The sequence below is a fragment of the Hyphomicrobium sp. genome (assembly GCF_041659645.1).
Lineage (GTDB): Bacteria > Pseudomonadota > Alphaproteobacteria > Rhizobiales > Hyphomicrobiaceae > Hyphomicrobium_B.
On the sequence record NZ_JBAZXX010000002.1, the window covers coordinates 296,153 to 312,131 of the forward strand.

14 protein-coding genes and 1 pseudogene are annotated in these 15,979 nt (G+C 59.0%); 5 read left to right on the forward strand and 10 right to left on the reverse strand.

Going from position 1 to position 15,979, the window contains the following annotated elements; all coding sequences use genetic code 11:
* Nucleotide 1: 1 nt before the first annotated feature.
* Together WC811_RS06475 and WC811_RS06480 are read right to left on the reverse strand one after the other, a co-directional pair.
* Nucleotides 2-595: an NADH-quinone oxidoreductase subunit B family protein gene (locus tag WC811_RS06475; protein WP_372642208.1), complete on the reverse strand. Its 594-nt coding sequence runs from the start codon at nt 593-595 to the stop codon at nt 2-4.
* Nucleotides 586-951 carry an NADH-quinone oxidoreductase subunit A gene (locus WC811_RS06480; protein ID WP_372642210.1) on the reverse strand — a complete coding sequence of 122 codons (366 nt, stop codon included), beginning with the start codon at nt 949-951 and terminating at the stop codon, nt 586-588. The genes WC811_RS06475 and WC811_RS06480 overlap by 10 nt, the downstream gene beginning before the upstream one ends.
* A gap of 512 nt (nt 952-1,463) precedes the next feature.
* Here WC811_RS06480 and WC811_RS06485 point away from each other — a divergent pair.
* Together WC811_RS06485 and WC811_RS06490 are read left to right on the forward strand one after the other, a co-directional pair.
* Nucleotides 1,464-1,802, forward strand: coding sequence for a hypothetical protein (locus tag WC811_RS06485; RefSeq protein ID WP_372642212.1), 339 nt, complete (start codon nt 1,464-1,466; stop codon nt 1,800-1,802).
* A 190-nt stretch (nt 1,803-1,992) separates the two neighbouring features.
* Nucleotides 1,993-3,207, forward strand: coding sequence for a DUF2778 domain-containing protein (locus tag WC811_RS06490; RefSeq protein ID WP_372642214.1), 1,215 nt, complete (start codon nt 1,993-1,995; stop codon nt 3,205-3,207).
* 19 nt (nt 3,208-3,226) lie between these two features.
* Here WC811_RS06490 and WC811_RS06495 read toward each other — a convergent pair whose 3' ends face one another.
* The 3 genes from WC811_RS06495 to WC811_RS06505 form a co-directional block, all read right to left on the reverse strand.
* Nucleotides 3,227-4,117 (reverse strand): bestrophin family protein, encoded by an 891-nt coding sequence (locus WC811_RS06495; RefSeq protein WP_372642216.1) that lies wholly within the window; start codon nt 4,115-4,117, stop codon nt 3,227-3,229.
* Between the two features lie 229 nt (nt 4,118-4,346).
* Nucleotides 4,347-5,009 carry a transglutaminase-like cysteine peptidase gene (locus tag WC811_RS06500; RefSeq protein WP_372642218.1) on the reverse strand — a complete coding sequence of 221 codons (663 nt, stop codon included), beginning with the start codon at nt 5,007-5,009 and terminating at the stop codon, nt 4,347-4,349.
* Between the two features lie 149 nt (nt 5,010-5,158).
* Entirely contained in the window at nt 5,159-6,739 is a 1,581-nt protein-coding gene (locus WC811_RS06505) for a Na+/H+ antiporter (RefSeq protein WP_372642220.1), read from the reverse strand.
* Nucleotides 6,740-6,912: 173 nt separating this feature from the next.
* On the opposite strand from WC811_RS06505, the gene WC811_RS06510 reads away from it, so the two are divergent.
* From WC811_RS06510 to WC811_RS06520, 3 genes are all read left to right on the forward strand, one after another.
* On the forward strand, nt 6,913-7,665 hold the full coding sequence (locus tag WC811_RS06510) for a HugZ family protein (protein WP_372642222.1): 753 nt from the start codon (nt 6,913-6,915) through the stop codon (nt 7,663-7,665).
* 129 nt (nt 7,666-7,794) lie between these two features.
* The gene (locus tag WC811_RS06515) at nt 7,795-8,472 is read left to right on the forward strand and encodes a response regulator transcription factor (RefSeq protein WP_372642224.1); all 678 of its coding nucleotides are present in this window, start codon (nt 7,795-7,797) and stop codon (nt 8,470-8,472) included.
* Nucleotides 8,462-9,844 carry an ATP-binding protein gene (locus WC811_RS06520; protein WP_372642226.1) on the forward strand — a complete coding sequence of 461 codons (1,383 nt, stop codon included), beginning with the start codon at nt 8,462-8,464 and terminating at the stop codon, nt 9,842-9,844. Before WC811_RS06515 ends, WC811_RS06520 begins: the two co-directional genes overlap by 11 nt.
* On the opposite strand, the gene WC811_RS06525 is transcribed toward WC811_RS06520, so the two are convergent.
* The 5 genes and pseudogenes from WC811_RS06525 to WC811_RS06545 form a co-directional block, all read right to left on the reverse strand.
* The gene (locus WC811_RS06525; protein ID WP_372642228.1) at nt 9,831-10,577 is read right to left on the reverse strand and encodes a phosphatase PAP2 family protein; all 747 of its coding nucleotides are present in this window, start codon (nt 10,575-10,577) and stop codon (nt 9,831-9,833) included. The genes WC811_RS06520 and WC811_RS06525 overlap by 14 nt on opposite strands.
* Nucleotides 10,578-10,692: 115 nt before the next feature.
* Nucleotides 10,693-11,460, reverse strand: coding sequence for a hypothetical protein (locus tag WC811_RS06530; protein WP_372642230.1), 768 nt, complete (start codon nt 11,458-11,460; stop codon nt 10,693-10,695).
* 84 nt (nt 11,461-11,544) lie between these two features.
* Entirely contained in the window at nt 11,545-11,976 is a 432-nt protein-coding gene (locus WC811_RS06535) for an EamA family transporter (protein ID WP_372642232.1), read from the reverse strand.
* Nucleotides 11,977-12,188: 212 nt separating this feature from the next.
* A pseudogene (locus WC811_RS06540) lies at nt 12,189-12,473 on the reverse strand (TetR family transcriptional regulator); the annotation flags it as partial.
* Nucleotides 12,474-12,810: 337 nt separating this feature from the next.
* Nucleotides 12,811-15,978: an efflux RND transporter permease subunit gene (locus WC811_RS06545; protein WP_372642234.1), complete on the reverse strand. Its 3,168-nt coding sequence runs from the start codon at nt 15,976-15,978 to the stop codon at nt 12,811-12,813.
* Nucleotide 15,979 lies beyond the last annotated feature (1 nt).

Below are 15,979 nucleotides of genomic sequence, written 5' to 3' on the forward strand. Positions count from 1 at the left end.
CCTAGCGTTCGATGGTGCCGGTACGGCGTATCTTCCGCTGCAGCAAGAGAATTCCGTAAAGCAACGCCTCGGCGGTCGGCGGGCAGCCAGGCACATAGACGTCGACCGGCACAATGCGATCGCAGCCACGGACGACGGCATAGGAATAATGATAGTAGCCGCCGCCATTGGCGCAGCTTCCCATCGAAATGACGTACCGCGGCTCGGGCATCTGGTCGTAGACCTTGCGGAGCGCGGGAGCCATTTTGTTCGTCAACGTGCCGGCAACGATCATCACGTCCGACTGCCGGGGCGAGGCGCGCGGAGCGAAACCGAAACGCTCGACGTCATAGCGCGGCATCGATGTGTGCATCATCTCGACGGCGCAGCACGCCAGGCCGAACGTCATCCACATGAGCGAGCCGGTGCGCGCCCAGTTGATTAAATCGTCGACGGTCGTGACGATAAAGCCCTTGTCGGCGAGTTCGTTCGAGACGTCGGTAAAGAACGGATCGGCGGCAGTTGCGCGTGTCGCGGCGGCACCCTCGCGAACGCGGTCGAAGGTGCGATCAAAGATAAGGCCCGGCAGCCCGTCGTCCTTGACGATCACTCCCATTCCAGCGCGCCCTTCTTCCATTCGTAGATGAAGCCGATGGTCAAGACGCCGAGGAAGACCATCATGGACCAAAAGCCGAAAACGCCGATACTTTTCAAGGCGACGGCCCACGGAAAGAGGAACGCGATTTCGAGGTCGAAGATGATGAAGAGGATCGATACGAGGTAGAACCGTACGTCGAACTTCATGCGAGCGTCGTCGAAGGCGTTGAAGCCGCATTCGTAGGCCGACACCTTCTCAGGGTCAGGATTTCGAACGGCAACGAGGAAGGGCGCGATCATGAGCGCGGCTCCGATGAGCAACGCTACGCCGATGAAAATCGCGATCGGCAAATATTGCGTAGTCAGATCCATCATTGCAGTGCGTCCGCTTGCACGAGAGTCCGAGCGCTTTTGTCGCCGTCCGGTGTTAACCTACGCCGTCTTGCGGCGCAACACCCCTTGCCGGGCCGCCAGCGCATTTCGTTCTCTATCACTCTGACGCGAGATGGATATTGCCCATCGGCCCGACGGCAATCTGTCACATTGGGGGCGAGCGTGCGTGGTCGCTTTCGCTGGCCGAGCTTGAGGCGAGAAAAGTTGCATCGGCTTTACCGGCGTAGGGTTGTTTGCTCGGTTTCACGGCCCGTCGATTTCACCGAAATGGAGAGAAGCGTTTCTCTCGAATTCGCCGCGTTATTTTCGGTGCGTTTGAAATAACTCTCAACGGCGCGCATTCACATTCCAAATGCAGCATTTCTTCACCGTGATAGCTATTCGATGAGCATTTTTCTTCCATCAAATAGACGTGCCACAATGAGAAGACGTGTTCAGGAGCCATTCACGGTCCAGGGCGTTATCTGATTGAAGTTCTCCAGGGAGAAATCCTCATGAAAGCTTTTGTTTTCGCACTGTCTGCGCTCGCCGTTGTTGGCCTCGTCCCAGTTGCGGCGCAGGCCGCCGACCTCGATGGATACAACGGAGGCTATATCGATCGCGGCCCTGTGGTCGAAGGTCCGCCGGTTTCGCGTCGCTATTACGATGATTACGATGCTCCGGCCGTCGCTTATTACGCTCCGCGGTTCTATCGGCCTTATCCCTATTATGCTGGGTATTACCCCTATCGCCACGGCTACTGGGGCCGGCCATATTGGCGCGGACGTTATTGGGGCGGGCGCCCGTATGGCGGATATCGCGGGCATTGGGGCGGCCATCGCGGCTGGAGATGACATCATCTTCGGATGCCCGACGGACTGACGGTTCATTCTGCGCGCCGATTCGGGTTGGCGCGCAGGTTCCAACGATCACAATTGCCACCCTCCGATCCATGTTTTTCACGCAGCACAACCCGGCAGACGAATGTGCGCAATTTGGCCGATAGCCTCGCTGTTGCCCCGACTCTTGGGTTAGGGATAGCCCATGAAGCAGAGGAACCAGACCGGCTGGCAAACCGCGCGTAGCGCGTGCGGATGCGCGCCACGCGCCGCAACGTTGCGGGCGGCCCAGTCCGCCAACATGCTCCGGGCTGCGGTCCTGCTGGTCATGGCCGTTCTTATGGTCTTCACCACCGACGCCCCTCACGCGCAGCAACTTCCCCCGGCCGCTCCAAAAGCCTCAGCGGCCGAGGCGGCTGGCCAAATTGCCGATTTCTTCGGCGAGGTCGGCGATCAGATCTACGAAGACTGCATCTTCGAGCTGTCTCAGGAACAGATCGAAATTCAGCAGGCGCTGATCGTCGCCTACATCAAGGCTGGAGCGAGCGCCGCCGTCGCGCGACGACTCGCGGTCAGGCAGATCCACCCACCGAAGCTCTCAGCCAAGTGCGAACAGATCCGCCGTCTGCCAAAGCAACCGGAAGAATCCGCCAATCTCGTTCCACCGGTCGACGAAAAACCGCCGATCCCGGCGGCGCCGAAGCCACCCGCAAAGATCCCTGCCGGCCCGCTCATCTCCATCGCGAACAAGAAAACGCTTCCCCAATGGGATTGCGCGCCGGGCGTCGACTTCGTCACGATCCAGCTCAACGGATACGCGCGAAAGCTGACGGGCGGCGAAATCTGCAATCCTTACGAGGACGTGGTCCGTGAGGTTCCATTCACCGCCGTGAAGTTCCGCCTTGGTTACACGATCCGGACCGGGCGGCTGTTCGTCATTTCGAGCGATCCGCAGGTGAACGGGCAGACCATCGCCTGGGCCATATCGGGGCGCGAGATGTGCCGCAACAATCCCGATCCCGACTGTCTCGCGACTCGCGCCGTCGGTCCGCTGCCGCCCGGCGAATATTCTTTCGGTGCAAACAACGCGGAACAACGCATTACGTGGGGTCCAAAGACCAAGCGGAACGTAGCCGGCATTTATCTGACCAAGCTTTGGAACCGGGACAAGTTCACTGCCCGGCAAACCGCCGCCATCCTGTCGCGCGGAAATATCGCAATTCACGAGCGGCTAAAAGGCGAAATGTCGGAAGCTTGCCTCGGCCTGGAGGCGAAAGGCTGGGCCTATATCGCCTCCCTCATCAAGAGCGGACGCGCGATTGGCGTCAACGCGTATATCGACGAGCCTTATCCGCAGGTCGCGGAAAATCCGCCAATCGTCGTTGCGTCGTCGTTCTCGCTCACGTCGCTGTTCAAGTAGCGGCCGAAGCGCGCGGCCATCACGACAGCACGTATCCGACCGGCTGCAGTTCCTCGGGCAAGGGTGTCATTTCGAGGAAGCTCATGACTTCGCGCTCTAGCACCCTGCCCAGAGAGGTGATCGGAAGGCTATTGTCGGCGACCGCAAAAGGCTCGGCGAGATCGTCGCCGATCGCATCGAGGCCAAAGAACGTATAGCTGATGAATGCGACAATGACCGGAGTTCCCCAGCCGAGTTGCGGCGCAAGCGCGAACGGCAGCAAGACGCAGAACAGATAAACCGTGCGGTGAATAAGGAGCGTATATGCGAACGGCAACGGGGTTGCCTTGATGCGTTCGCACGCGGCCTGGACGCTTGAAATTCCATTCATGCGTATAGCGGCGGACGAATAGCGCCAATCCGACAACTTGCCGGACGTGTTGAGCGCTATTAGTTCCGTTCCGATTTGTCTCAGAATGGCGTCGCTGACATTGGGTCCGGGTGAGACTGCGACGTCCCACGGACGCGCCGCCGCGATTTCATCCTCGCCACGGAGGCGCGCGGAGAGTGCCTTCGCATACGCGATGAGCGGCATGAAGATGCGCTTTTTGGTTTCGGCATCGAGATCCGATAATTCCCGGCACAGCGAGCGGACCTGCACCAAAAGCTCGCCCCACTGCTTACGCCCTTCCCACCAGCGATCGTATGCAGCGCTGTTCCTGAAGCTCATGAAAATCGAAATCGCGATGCCGATCAGACCGAATGGCGCGGCGCCAAAGTGGGTCATCGTCTCCAAATGAAAGTCGCCCGTGAAGACGATCAAACACGCGAGCGCGGTGATGAATAAGCATCGCCACGCCACCCGTCCCGCGATGGACCCTCGAACCGCAAAGAGGATGTCGAAGACGGAGGCTTTCGGCCGGACGATCAAGGGCGTTCTCTCCTGAATTTTTCTCTTTGCAGGATTATTTTCTATGTGCCCCAGGGAAAGTTATCAATTGCATTGCCAGTTCATCCCAAAGAATGAGCGTTCGCCTACGTGACTCGATTTCGAAGCTAGGCCACGTAGTCTATCGTGAGAACACAGCCGCAATGGCAAGCTTCCAGGCCTTACTGGAGGTGCGCCGTGCGGCGTCGTCTCATTATCGCGATTTCAAAATTCAGTGCGGGTGCGTCAGATCGTATAAAAGTTGCGGAACTGCGATCGATGCCGGGAGTCTATCGTCATCGGGATCGAGGTCGAGCCAGATCTTCGGATCGTAGGACGACTGGATCATTTTGTAGCTGTAGGGCGTGCGATACCAGGGCTTAAGCTCGTCGGACCGGTTGTCGAGAATGACGTCGCCGAATTTCGTTCGTGCTGTAAGAACGGCATGTCCTTCGCCGTTCTCGATGCGGACGACCGTCATGAGGAGGGCGCGTGTCGGCCAGCCCAACGCGATCAAGATGTGGCGCTTCAATAGGGCGTAATCCTCGCAGTCGCCCTTGCCGTCTTTGGGCAGCGTCCAATAATCCTCGATGCCGTAGTGCTCGATGTCCGTTTCGGGTGCGATCGCACGGTTGATCCGACGGTTCACTTCGTCGAGCTGTTCAAGACGCTTTGCGCTTTCCGCGAAGTCTTTTCCTTGCTGGCGCGGAATGCATTCATCGGGTGACTCGATGCAAAAGCGTTTGAAGGCTGGCGGAGGATCGACCGGTCCGGATTCCGCCAAGAATAAATTCTGCATCACCGGCTGCGGGGCCAAATTCGCCTCGCCTGCATTTGCCGCCGTGGTGGCGACGGATACCGCAAATGCGGCCAAGACTATGTATGCGGAACGCATTGCGATGATCCCGAGACCCGCCGCAACAAAGATCAGCATTGCACATTAAAAGAGAGATAAAATCTCCCGTTGCGAGGCCCGGCATCTCGGACTAGCCATTCGGTCTAGCGCCGCTGCGCGGCGGCCGAATACGGCGTGTGGCCCTCGTCCTAGACACGCCCCTCCAACGCGCCGATTTCTTCGATGTCGAGATCTTTTTCAAGGGAATGCAGCGTCTCGTCGTCGATATCGCCGACGCGATGTAATCGCATCAGCTCCTTGCGACCGGCTGCCACCGCCGCCAGGATTACGTCGAAGTGCGCGTTGACGCGGTCCTTGTGTCCCTCCTCGTCGGTCGCGTAGCTCACGGCCATGTTTGCGCGACGCGTGTATCTTTCGAGAAGTTGCGGATGGATAAGCTTGCCGTCGCTATCATAGGCCCGCGTGGCGACGGCCTTTCTCTGCGCGTCCATCATCACGGCTTCCGCCTCTGAGGCGTTGAGCTTGGCGCTGCTCTCGTCTTCGGGGAGGCGCATTAGTCGGATCAGTGCGCCCAACGTCGTGCCTTGCAAGAGAACCGTAACAAGAATCACGGCGAACGCCGCAACCAACATGAAGTCGCGTCCCGGGATTGTTTCAGGCAGCGTCAGCGCGACCGCGAGCGTTACGACACCTCGCATCCCTGCCCAGCTGAGCACGGTCGCCGCCGGTGCGCCGAGCGGACGCGCGTGCGCGACGCCTAATGCCTTGATGATGGAAAGCACGGTGTCGCTGCCGAAAACCCAAAGGAAGCGCGCGCCCGTCATGGCCAACACGATCGCGAGAACCGGAACCGCCATTTGCTGAAACACGACGTCGATCCCGCCGACGCGGTCGAGAACGCCACGGAGAGAAAGGCCGATGAGTATAAAGATGAAGGCTTCGAAGATGAAGACCATGACCTGCCAAAAGGCGAGCGCGCGCATACGCACGCGGGCCGAAAAGATCGTGTGCTGGAACCATCCGAACACAAGGCCCGCGGCGACGGTCGCGATGACGCCCGATACATGCACGGCCTCGGCCGCGAGATAAGCGGCCCAACACAACAACACGGATGCCGCGATGATGAGATACTCGTCGTCGAGGCGTCGTAGCAGCAGCATCCAAAGGCCACTGATCACCACACCGACGGCGACGCCGCCGAGCGCGAGCACCAGGAATTGGCCGGTGGCGGCACTTGCGGAGAATGTGCCGGTCAGCGCCGCGACGACGGCAAATCGAAACAGCACGAGGCCGGTCGCGTCATTTAGAAGACTTTCGCCTTCAAGCAGAGTCGAGAGCCGTCGCGGCAGCTTCACCGACTGCAGGACGGCGCGCGCCGAAACGGCGTCCGGCGGTGAGACGATGGCGCCAAGCGCAAAGCAGGCCGCCCAGGGCAGGTTCGGCAAAAGCCAATGCGTGACAGCGCCGACAACCAAGGTGGTGAAAACGACGGCGCCGAACGCGAGGGAAAGGACTCCGGCCAGATGCTTACGGAATTCAGAATGGGCCGTGAAATAAGCGCCGTCCATCAGCAGCGGAGGCAGAAACAGCACGAGCACAAATTCTGGATCGAGCACGATGACCGGTAGCCCCGGAACGAAAGCCAGAGCGCCGCCGCCGACCAGCAGCGCCACCGCCGGCGGGAGGCCCAAGCGCAGCGCAAGCCAGTGAAGCACCAGGATCGCAAGCAGCATGACGAAAACGAGTTCGAAGATTTGGACGGGATGCATGCGGCTCAAGTACTCCAATCTCTTTTCGTGGTCGCATCGGGGCGCGATACGAGTCGTCCCGTATAGCTGCGGCGGCCGCCTTTGTGTAGGTTCGGCCGCAAGCCGACAAGCCGGGACTTAGGTCGGACCTAATTCCACGCGGGGCAACTCGTGGTCAATCGAGGGGGTGCAGCATGGACAAGAAGAAAGTCGACGTCCTACAACCGGTGGACGACACGGCCAAGAGGCTCGGCAGGACGCTCGTGCGGAGTGCTCGCTACGGCGCGTTGGCGACTCTGGACCCATTGGACGGCTCGCCTTCCGCCAGTCGCGTCAGTCTCGCGACCGCCATGGACGGCTCGCCAATTTTTCTCATTTCCCGGCTTTCCGGCCACTGCACCAACCTGAGTGCAGACGGAAGATGCTCGTTGTTGGTCGGCGAACCAGGCAAAGGCGATCCTCTTGCTCATCCGCGCATGACGTTGATCGGTAACGCTGTGCAACTCCAACCGGGCCAGGAGCAAACATACGATCGGAACCGGTATCTCCGGCGACATCCAAAGGCTGCCCTATATGTCGACTTTCCCGATTTTTCATTTTGGCGATTTGAGGTGACGCGTGCTTCACTCAACGGCGGATTTGGAAAGGCGTTCGCCCTGACGGCCGACGACCTCGCGACGTCACTCGACGGGATTGAGACGCTTTCCGAAATCGAAGAGGGCGCCGTGGCCCATATGAACACGGATCATCTGGATGCGATCGAACGATATGCCATTAGAGCTGGAGCGGAACCCAACGGCTGGCGCCTGACGACCCTCGATCCCGAAGGATTGGATCTGGCATCCGGCGACCGTATTGCCCGTCTTTGGTTCGACAGCCCGCTCACATCGGCTGCCGATCTTCGGCCGGTGCTCGTGTCGCTCGCGAAAACGCCCGTGGGCTCCTGAAACCAAGGGCCAAAAAAGCAAACCTCGTCCGTAATACAAATTTGTGAGATTCTCGTCGCAGTTGTGCCAAGCTCAACACCGAATTCCGATCGGAGCCTTTTTGGGCGCGGAGCCAGCGATTTCTGATAAATGCGAATTCTCCTCATCGAAGATGACCGGGAAACGGCTCGGCTCGTTCAAGAAACGCTGGTTAAGCACGGCCATGACGTGGTCGCCGTGAGCGATGGCGTTGAAGGCTTGAAAATGGCGGTGGTCGGTGTTTTCGACGTTTTGATCGTCGATCGAATGCTTCCTGGCCTCAATGGACTGGATATCGTCCATAACGTCAGAAACGCTGAGGTTCGGGCGGGGATCATCTTTTTAACCGCAGTCGGCGGTATCGAGGATCGGATCGAGGGTCTGGAGTCCGGTGCAGACGATTATCTTGTAAAGCCGTTCGCGTTAGGCGAACTGGTCGCGCGGGTCGCGGCTCTCGGTCGTCGCCCGCCCGCTCCGATGCAAGAGGTCGTCTTTAAGATCGAAACTTTGGAAGTGGATCTCGTGAAGCGCGTGGCCCGGCGCAAAGGCGACATCATTCATTTGCAGCCGCGCGAATTCAAGATGCTCGAAATACTTCTTCAAAACCGCGGGCGTGTTGTGACCCGATCCATGCTCCTGGAGCAAATGTGGGGCCTGGAGCTGGACACCAAGTCGTCGATTATCCAAACGAACATCAGTCGGCTGCGACTCAAAATCGACCGGCCCGGGGATGTAGCTTTGATCCGCACCGTGAGGGGACTTGGGTACATGATCGACGATGCGCAATAGGCTTACCCGCAGCACGGCTTTTCGCTTAGCGGGCTTCGTCGCGCTGATCGTCACGTTGACGAATGTCGCGATATTCACGGCGCTCTATTTTTCCATCAGCGAGCAGATGGCGGCGCACTTACGCGCCCACGTTGATGAAGTGAGGAAAACGCTCATCGATGTGGAAGGCGAGGAAAGCGAAGGCTTTCAAGAACTCACGACGATGGTCGAGGGGCATGCCCGCGTCGCGCAATCGGATGAGGATATCTATTTCCTGATAGACCAAACGGAAAAGCGCCTTGCCGGCAATGTAGCTTCTCTCCAGCGGTTCGATGGCTGGCGAACAATTCCGTGGGAAGATTTGAAACTGGTTGGCAACTGGTCATCTCACAGAGCCAGCGACGCGGTTATCGGACGATGGACGACGATCAGGGGCGGCTATTTGTTCGTCGGCGACGGCAATGGCGATATCCGGGATGCGCAGAGGCTGCTTCTAAAAGGCTTGTTGTGGGGAATAGGGCTTTCTGTGGTGTGCGCTGTCCTCGGTGGATGGTTACTTGGCCTCAAAGCGCAGAGGCGGATCGTCGAGATAGAGGAAGCGCTCGATGCCGTGGCGGGTGGCTCCCTTGAGCGACGCGTTCCGCGAGATTCGGGAGCGGACGACGTTGATCACGTTGCGGCACTTATCAATTCCACACTGGATCGCCTGCAGCGGCTCTTCGCAAATTTGCGGCAGGTCTCGGTAGATATCGCACACGATTTACGTACGCCCGTCAGCCGCATGCGCCAACGGCTCGAGACCGTCCGGGCCGGACCCGACTGCATTGATGCCTACAAGGAAGCAACCGATTCCTCGATCGACGAGATCGACAGGATTGCCGAGACCTTCGACGCGCTGTTGCGCATTTCCGAAATCGAAGCCGGCGCTCGAAAAGCCAAATTCGTTGATGTTGAACTCAACGCGCTGCTGACCAATATCACCGATGCTTTGGAGGCAGTTGCTGACGAACGGCAGCATCGCCTGCATCCTGCTCAACAGACTGCCGGACCGGTCGTCGTGCGGGGAGATCGCCGACTGTTGAATCAGCTGTTCCTCAATCTTTTGGAAAACGCGATCGTCCATTGTTCGGACCCGGCCGACATTCGCGTCGAACTCGCCGTTGCGGACGGCCATCCTGTCGTGCGCGTGCGCGATACGGGGCCTGGTATTCCCGGAGATGAGCGGGAGAAAGTGTTTCGCCGCCTGTACCGGCTTGAAAAGAGCCGCACGACTTCCGGCAACGGCCTTGGGTTAAGCCTCGTGGCCGCAATCTCAGAACTTCACGGCGCGACCGTCACGCTCTCCGACAATTCCCCTGGCCTGATCGTCGAGGTGCGGTTCACCCAGTCGTAGCAGGATCGCGCGCCACAATCGCGAAGAGCATGTGAATGACGGCGGCCGTCATCGCCATGAATACCCCGGCGAAAAGGACGTCGGACAGAAAATGTCCGCCCTCCGCCATGCGAACGAACCCCGCAAAACTCCCGAGAACGACGCCAGCGATGGTCCAGAGGGCTGCTTCGCCGGGGAAAAGGAATGCGGCTGAAAAGCAGACGATGTAGATCGATGAAGCTTCTCCGGAGATGAACGAGCAGTTCCGATCGCATTGATCGGACCGAGCGAGAGGGGGCTCATAGGCCTTCTTGCCGCCGAATTCCGTGACGTTGATCGGACGCGGGCGGCCCCAATGGTCTTTGAATCCAAGATTGGCAATCGTCAGTGGACCGATAAGGAGGCAAACCGCGAGATAGAGCCAACTGCGAGCGGACAGCGTCAACCAGCTTTTTCGCGTGCTGACCGTGACAACACATCCAAGACCCGCAAACACACAGACTATGTAAAACAGCGTGCTGAAGGTGTTGCGGAGCGTGTGAAAGAAGACGGACTCGCTTCCAATAAAGCGGCGCGCTGAAACATGTAGCAGTTCCGCGACGGCGAGATCGAAGCGCGGATGTATGTAGAAAAACAGCGCGGCACAGATACCGACGGCCGCCGAGCCAAAAAACATCGCAACAGCCGTCGCAAGAGTGTCTTTATGCGCAGCCGTCTTATTTGGCTTCCACGCGGCTGCATTTTCCGCCGTCAAATTGAGTGCTCCCCAGCGTTTCCTGAGTTCACAATTAGGAAACTCCTTGCTTGCTTTGCGGCGGGTTCGTTTCAAAATTGTATGATTGCGAGAGTTGCGATCCGTTAGCCGCGTTTTACCGCCTTTGCCCGATCCGGCGGACGGAAGCGTAAAGAACGGCGAGCAGAAGAGCCATCGTTACGAGCGACGCGTGCCCGCGTGGAAGGTTCAGTCCTCCCGCATCGACGGGCTTCGTCAGAAAGTCTCCGAACGTTGCGCCGAACGGGCGTGTGAAGATGAACGCGATCCAGAATAGGACGACGTCGTTGATACGCGTTAAATAGTGGAGCGAAGCCACTATGCCGATGATGCCGGCAGTTACGAACGCTCCCTGGATAAAGCTCAGGCCGACGTCATCGACGAGATAGTCGCCGAATGCGGTGCCGAGGCTGTTCGAGAACAGGACCGCGGTCCAGAACATGATTTCAAGGTCGCGCCGGACGATGGGATAGACTCTGAGCGTGCCTTCGCGGGTATGCCAAACGGCCAATGTCAAAACCAAGCCTGACGCGAGAATGATACAACCGGCGAGGTAGCCCAGGCCGAGCGAGCGATCCATGAAATCCGATATTTCCGTGCCGACTGTTGTCGTCGCAATGACAGACAGCCAGAAAACCAGCGGACGGTACGTTTTGCTTTCGATTTGTATGAAGAGAACGGCCACAAGGATCGCGAAGGTGATCCCGAGACCGACGTAGTAGCCGAGATTAAGGGACATCGAGAGGAAGTCGCCGGCCGTCTCGCCGAGTGTGGTCGCGAGGATTTTCATGATCCAGAATGCGAGCGTGACTTGCGCGACTTTGGAGACCATTCCTTGCGTCTGGTCCGTGCTGGGCAAGCTCATCATTCCTCCTCGAATGTACCGATCTGCACGAACCAAGTTGGCCTCCGCCTGCGATCAGGCTGCCTACCAATGAGACTGTCGAAACTACCCAAGCGCCACCAGTACGAGTCCGACGGCGGTCAACGCGACGCCGAGCCAATTGATGCCCGAGAGACGCTCGCCAAGAACCGTCACGCCGAAGATGGCGACAAGAATGACGCTGAATTTGTCGATCGGCGCGACACGCGCGGCGTCGCCAAGCTGTAGGGCGCGGAAATAGCAGAGCCAGGAGGCGCCGGTCGCGAGCGCCGAAAGCCCGAGGAAAATATACGTACGTGGGGAAATGCTGCCGAGCGGAGGCATCACCTTACTCGCGGCAACGATGCAGCCCAGAATGACGACGATAACGATCGTGCGGATGAAGGTCGCCGCGGTGGAATCGATGCCTTGCACGCCAATCTTGGCCAGGATGGCGGTCAGAGCCGCGAATGCCGCCGACATCAGTGCCCACGGCAGCCACGAATTGAATTCTGGCATCTTTCGGCTGCTTCTCAGTCGGTTGCCACGGGGAAGCGCAAATTCCGAGAGCAATCGAAATTCGCAATGGTCGCGAAATTGCGAAGCGCCAAGGCGAGCCTTCTTGTGGGCATCGTAGATTCCAAGGCCAATTTCTCGACGTCAACGAAAGCCGGGGAAAGGGAATTTATTTGCGGCGCCAACCGTACAGATTTGTAACAAGAGCCGATTGCTCAAGCGAAAGGCGTGCCTGCCATGGCGGCTTTCAGGCCGATGGTCCCCTTATCGACAATCGTGAGAAAGGCGGCTTTCGCGTCTTCTGCATCTCGCGTCTGCCGAAAAGTCCCGTGAGCTTGGATAAAGGCCACGGTCCAGGTCGCCAAGAGCTGACCAGCCGCCAGTTGGGCGTCGGGATCTCCAGATTCTCTCCCCGCGCATTCGGATAGCGCCAGCGCCAGGACTTGCGCCAGCTCGTCACGTATCGCCCGCGCCCGAGCCTTGAGGGTTTCGCTGCCTTCGGCGTAGCGCCTCTATCGGCGAGATGACGAGCGGCCTCTCCACCCGTTAAGATCTCGGGTCGAAGTTGGACGAGGTCGGACTGCTCATCGGCGATGAGGGGATCAGCCACCGCGACACCCCCGTCTCGCTCTACGATGTGATGCAGGACGGCATGGGTGTTCTTCTCGACGCCTCAACCGGACGCGAGGCTTCCAGGCTCGTTGCAGCCAGCACACAGAGGATACGTTGCATCCCCGTCGGTAAAGGGCGCCCACGGTGCGGGCGCTGATTAGCGTCTGGCCCTCGGCTGGGTGATCATCGGCGGTCTCGGCTTCGCGACTCGCTGACGGACGCTGGTCATCCCTCAGACGTTACGGCACTCTGATTGGGCGTCGTCTTCTCCGCGTGAGGCCGGACGGACGGTCTCAAGCGCTCGCGAAGCGCTTGGAAAGTCACGTACAGGGGCGGGATCGCGAATATGCCGATGAACGACGCGAAAATCATGCCGCCGAATACCGGGGTTCCGACATTGCGACGGGCAAGCTCGGACGCACCAATGGCAATAACGAGCGGAAGCAGACCGAGGATAAAGGCGAACGATGTCATCATCACTGGCCGGAAGCGCAAGCGGCTGCCTTCGGTCGCCGCTTCGTGTAGTTCGACGCCGCTTTCGCGCTTCTCCTTGGCGAATTCAACGATCAGGATACCGTTCTTAGCGGCAAGACCTATGAGCACGACCATGCCGATCTGCCCATAAAGGTCGAGTGTCAGGCCGCCGATCACGATGGCGGCGAAGGCTCCGCACACGGCGATGCTGACCGACAGCAAGACGGGAACAGGAATGGTCCAGCTCTCGTAGAGCGCCACGAGGAAGAGATACGCGAACAACAGTGCAAATCCCAATATAATTGTCGTTTTGCCCTCGGCGCGTTTCTCCTGGAATGCGGTATCGGTCCATTCGCCGGCATAGCCGTCGGGCAGCGTGCGAGCTGCCACGCCGTCCATGGCATTGAGGGCCTGGCCTGAGGAAATGCCCGGAGCAGGACTTCCCTGAACGGTCACTGCGCGGAGATTGTTGTAACGAATGATTGCCGATGGGCCGATAACGGGGCGTACTTCGACGAGGCTTCGCAGTGAGATCATCTCACCTTTGTCGTTGCGCACGTTGATCCGGTAAATGTCATCCACCCGCGCGCGATCTGCTGCATCCGCCTGGACCTGAACCTGCCACGTCCGGCCGAAGAGATTCATGTTGTTGACGAAATAGCCGCCGAGCGAAGCCTGCAGCGCTTGGAAGACATCGCTCAGCTTCACGCCGAGGACCTGCACTTTGTCCCTGTCGATATCGAGGTAGAGCGAGGGGTTGCTCGCGGAATAGGTGCTGAACACCCGCTGTAGCTTCGGATCTTCATTCGCGGCAACGACGAGGCCGCGCATCACCTGCCCCAACGCTTTCGGATCGCCGCCACGAAGGTCTTTCAGGACATAGGCGAAACCGCCGCCGGATCCTAAGCCGATTATGGGCGGAGGTGCCAACGGCACGACCGTCCCGCCGGCGATTTCGCGGAACTTTGGTCCGAGTCGCGCGATCAGGGCGTTTGCTCCCTGCGAACGGTCTTTCCGTTCGGCGAAGGGCTTCAGCGTCACGACCAGGAAGGCGCCGTTCGGTTGGGAATAGTTATCGATGAAGTTGAGGCCGATGACGGATGTGACATCCTCGACGGCAGGTTCGTCCTTCAGGATCGCTTCCGCTTGGCGCACGACATTCTCGGTACGAACGACCGATGCGCCGCCCGGCAACTGCGCGATCACGAAGAGCGCGCCCTGGTCATCCTCGGGAAGGAAACCTGTCGGCGTGACCTTTGCCAGTCCGATAATGCCGGCAACGGAAACAGCGACAAGGATAAGGCCGATAATCGAGAAGTGGAGCGTGCGCGCGACGGCCGCTCCATAGCTGTCCCGCACATGATCAATCCCCCTCATCACCATGCCGATCAATCCTCGACGTGGGCCGTGATGGGGTTTCAGGAGAATGGCACACAAAGCCGGCGAGAGCGTTAGTGCATTGATCGCGGAAAGGAACATCGACACGGCGATCGTTACGGCGAACTGTCTGAATAACTCGCCGGAAATACCGGGAATGAAAGCGACGGGAACGAAAACGGATAGAAGCACAAGCGTGATTGCGATGATTGGCGCGGTAATTTCTTGCATCGCTTGTTTGGTGGCATCCGCAGGCGATAATTTCGGATTCTCCTCCATCACGCGCTCGACGTTCTCGACCACGACGATGGCATCGTCGACGACGATGCCGATGGCGAGAACGATGGCGAGCAGCGACACCGTATTCGCGGAGTATCCAATCGCGAGAAGAACGATAAAGGTGCCGATCAAACTTACCGGCACGGCGAACGTCGGTATCAGCGTGGCACGGACGCTGCCGAGGAATAGATATACGACGATGACGACGAGGATGAACGCTTCGATGAGCGTTTTCTGCACTTCGTGGATCGTGTCGGTCACGAACTCCGTCGGGTCGTAGGTGACTTTCCACGCCAGGTCTTCCGGAAATCTCTTTTCCGCCGCTACGAGCTTTGCGCGGACGTCTTTCAATGTCGCGATCGCATTGGCGCCGGGGGCCTGGTAGATAGCGATGACGGCCGCGGGACCGCCATTGAAAGCCGTCTCGCGATCGAGATTGGCCGCGCCAAGTTCGAGGCGCGCCACGTCGCCGAGGCGGAGCACCGATCCGTCCGGGTTCGTCCGCAGCACGATCTTCTCGAAATCGGCGACGCTATTGAGGCGCCCCGTCGTTTGAATGTTGAGCTGGAGTTGCTGTTCATCCGAAATAGGCCGCGCGCCTATGCGGCCGACTGCAGCCTGTACGTTTTGCGACTGGATCGCGTTGATGATGTCGCCCGTCGTGAGGTTCAGACCGGTGAGCCGATCCGTCCGCACCCAGGCACGCATGGCATAATCCTGCGGGCCCCACAGGCTCGCGTCACCTACGCCCGGCGTGCTTTTTATCTGGTCGAGAAGGTTGATTGTCGCGTAGTTGGAAAGAAAGAGCGGGTCGAGCGTGTGCTTAGGAGAATAGAGCGCAATGACTCCGAGGAGTGCCGAAGATTTCTTTTTTACCGAGACGCCCTGCCGCTGTACCTCCGGCGGCAAGCTCGAAAGGGCGACCTGAACCCTATTGTTGACGTTGACGGTATTGATGTCCGGATTGGTGCCAAGTTCGAATGAGCAAATGAGCGTGTAGCTGCCGTCGTCGCCGCTGACGCTCTTCATGTAGATCATCTTGTCGACGCCGACGACCTGCGCCTCAATGGGCTGCGCGACGGTGTTCTCCACAACGGAAGAGTTAGCTCCGGGATAGCTGGTCGTGATCTGCACCTGGGGTGGGACGATGTCGGGATATTGGGCGAGCGGAATAACGTAGAGGGCCAAGGCGCCTGCGATCGTGGTGATGAGGGCGATGACAATCGCAAGCCGAGGCCGGTCTACGAAGATGGCGGAGATCATC

Coding starts and splice junctions, on each gene's coding strand:
- WC811_RS06480 (WP_372642210.1), bottom strand. CDS start 951: ATGATGGATCTGACTACGCAATATTTGCCGATCGCGATTTTCATCGGC.
- WC811_RS06475 (WP_372642208.1), bottom strand. CDS start 595: ATGGGAGTGATCGTCAAGGACGACGGGCTGCCGGGCCTTATCTTTGAT.
- WC811_RS06530 (WP_372642230.1), bottom strand. CDS start 11,460: ATGAGCTTGCCCAGCACGGACCAGACGCAAGGAATGGTCTCCAAAGTC.
- WC811_RS06490 (WP_372642214.1), top strand. CDS start 1,993: ATGAAGCAGAGGAACCAGACCGGCTGGCAAACCGCGCGTAGCGCGTGC.
- WC811_RS06485 (WP_372642212.1), top strand. CDS start 1,464: ATGAAAGCTTTTGTTTTCGCACTGTCTGCGCTCGCCGTTGTTGGCCTC.
- WC811_RS06535 (WP_372642232.1), bottom strand. CDS start 11,976: ATGCCAGAATTCAATTCGTGGCTGCCGTGGGCACTGATGTCGGCGGCA.
- WC811_RS06545 (WP_372642234.1), bottom strand. CDS start 15,978: ATGATCTCCGCCATCTTCGTAGACCGGCCTCGGCTTGCGATTGTCATC.
- WC811_RS06505 (WP_372642220.1), bottom strand. CDS start 6,739: ATGCATCCCGTCCAAATCTTCGAACTCGTTTTCGTCATGCTGCTTGCG.
- WC811_RS06510 (WP_372642222.1), top strand. CDS start 6,913: ATGGACAAGAAGAAAGTCGACGTCCTACAACCGGTGGACGACACGGCC.
- WC811_RS06515 (WP_372642224.1), top strand. CDS start 7,795: ATGCGAATTCTCCTCATCGAAGATGACCGGGAAACGGCTCGGCTCGTT.
- WC811_RS06520 (WP_372642226.1), top strand. CDS start 8,462: ATGCGCAATAGGCTTACCCGCAGCACGGCTTTTCGCTTAGCGGGCTTC.
- WC811_RS06500 (WP_372642218.1), bottom strand. CDS start 5,009: ATGCGTTCCGCATACATAGTCTTGGCCGCATTTGCGGTATCCGTCGCC.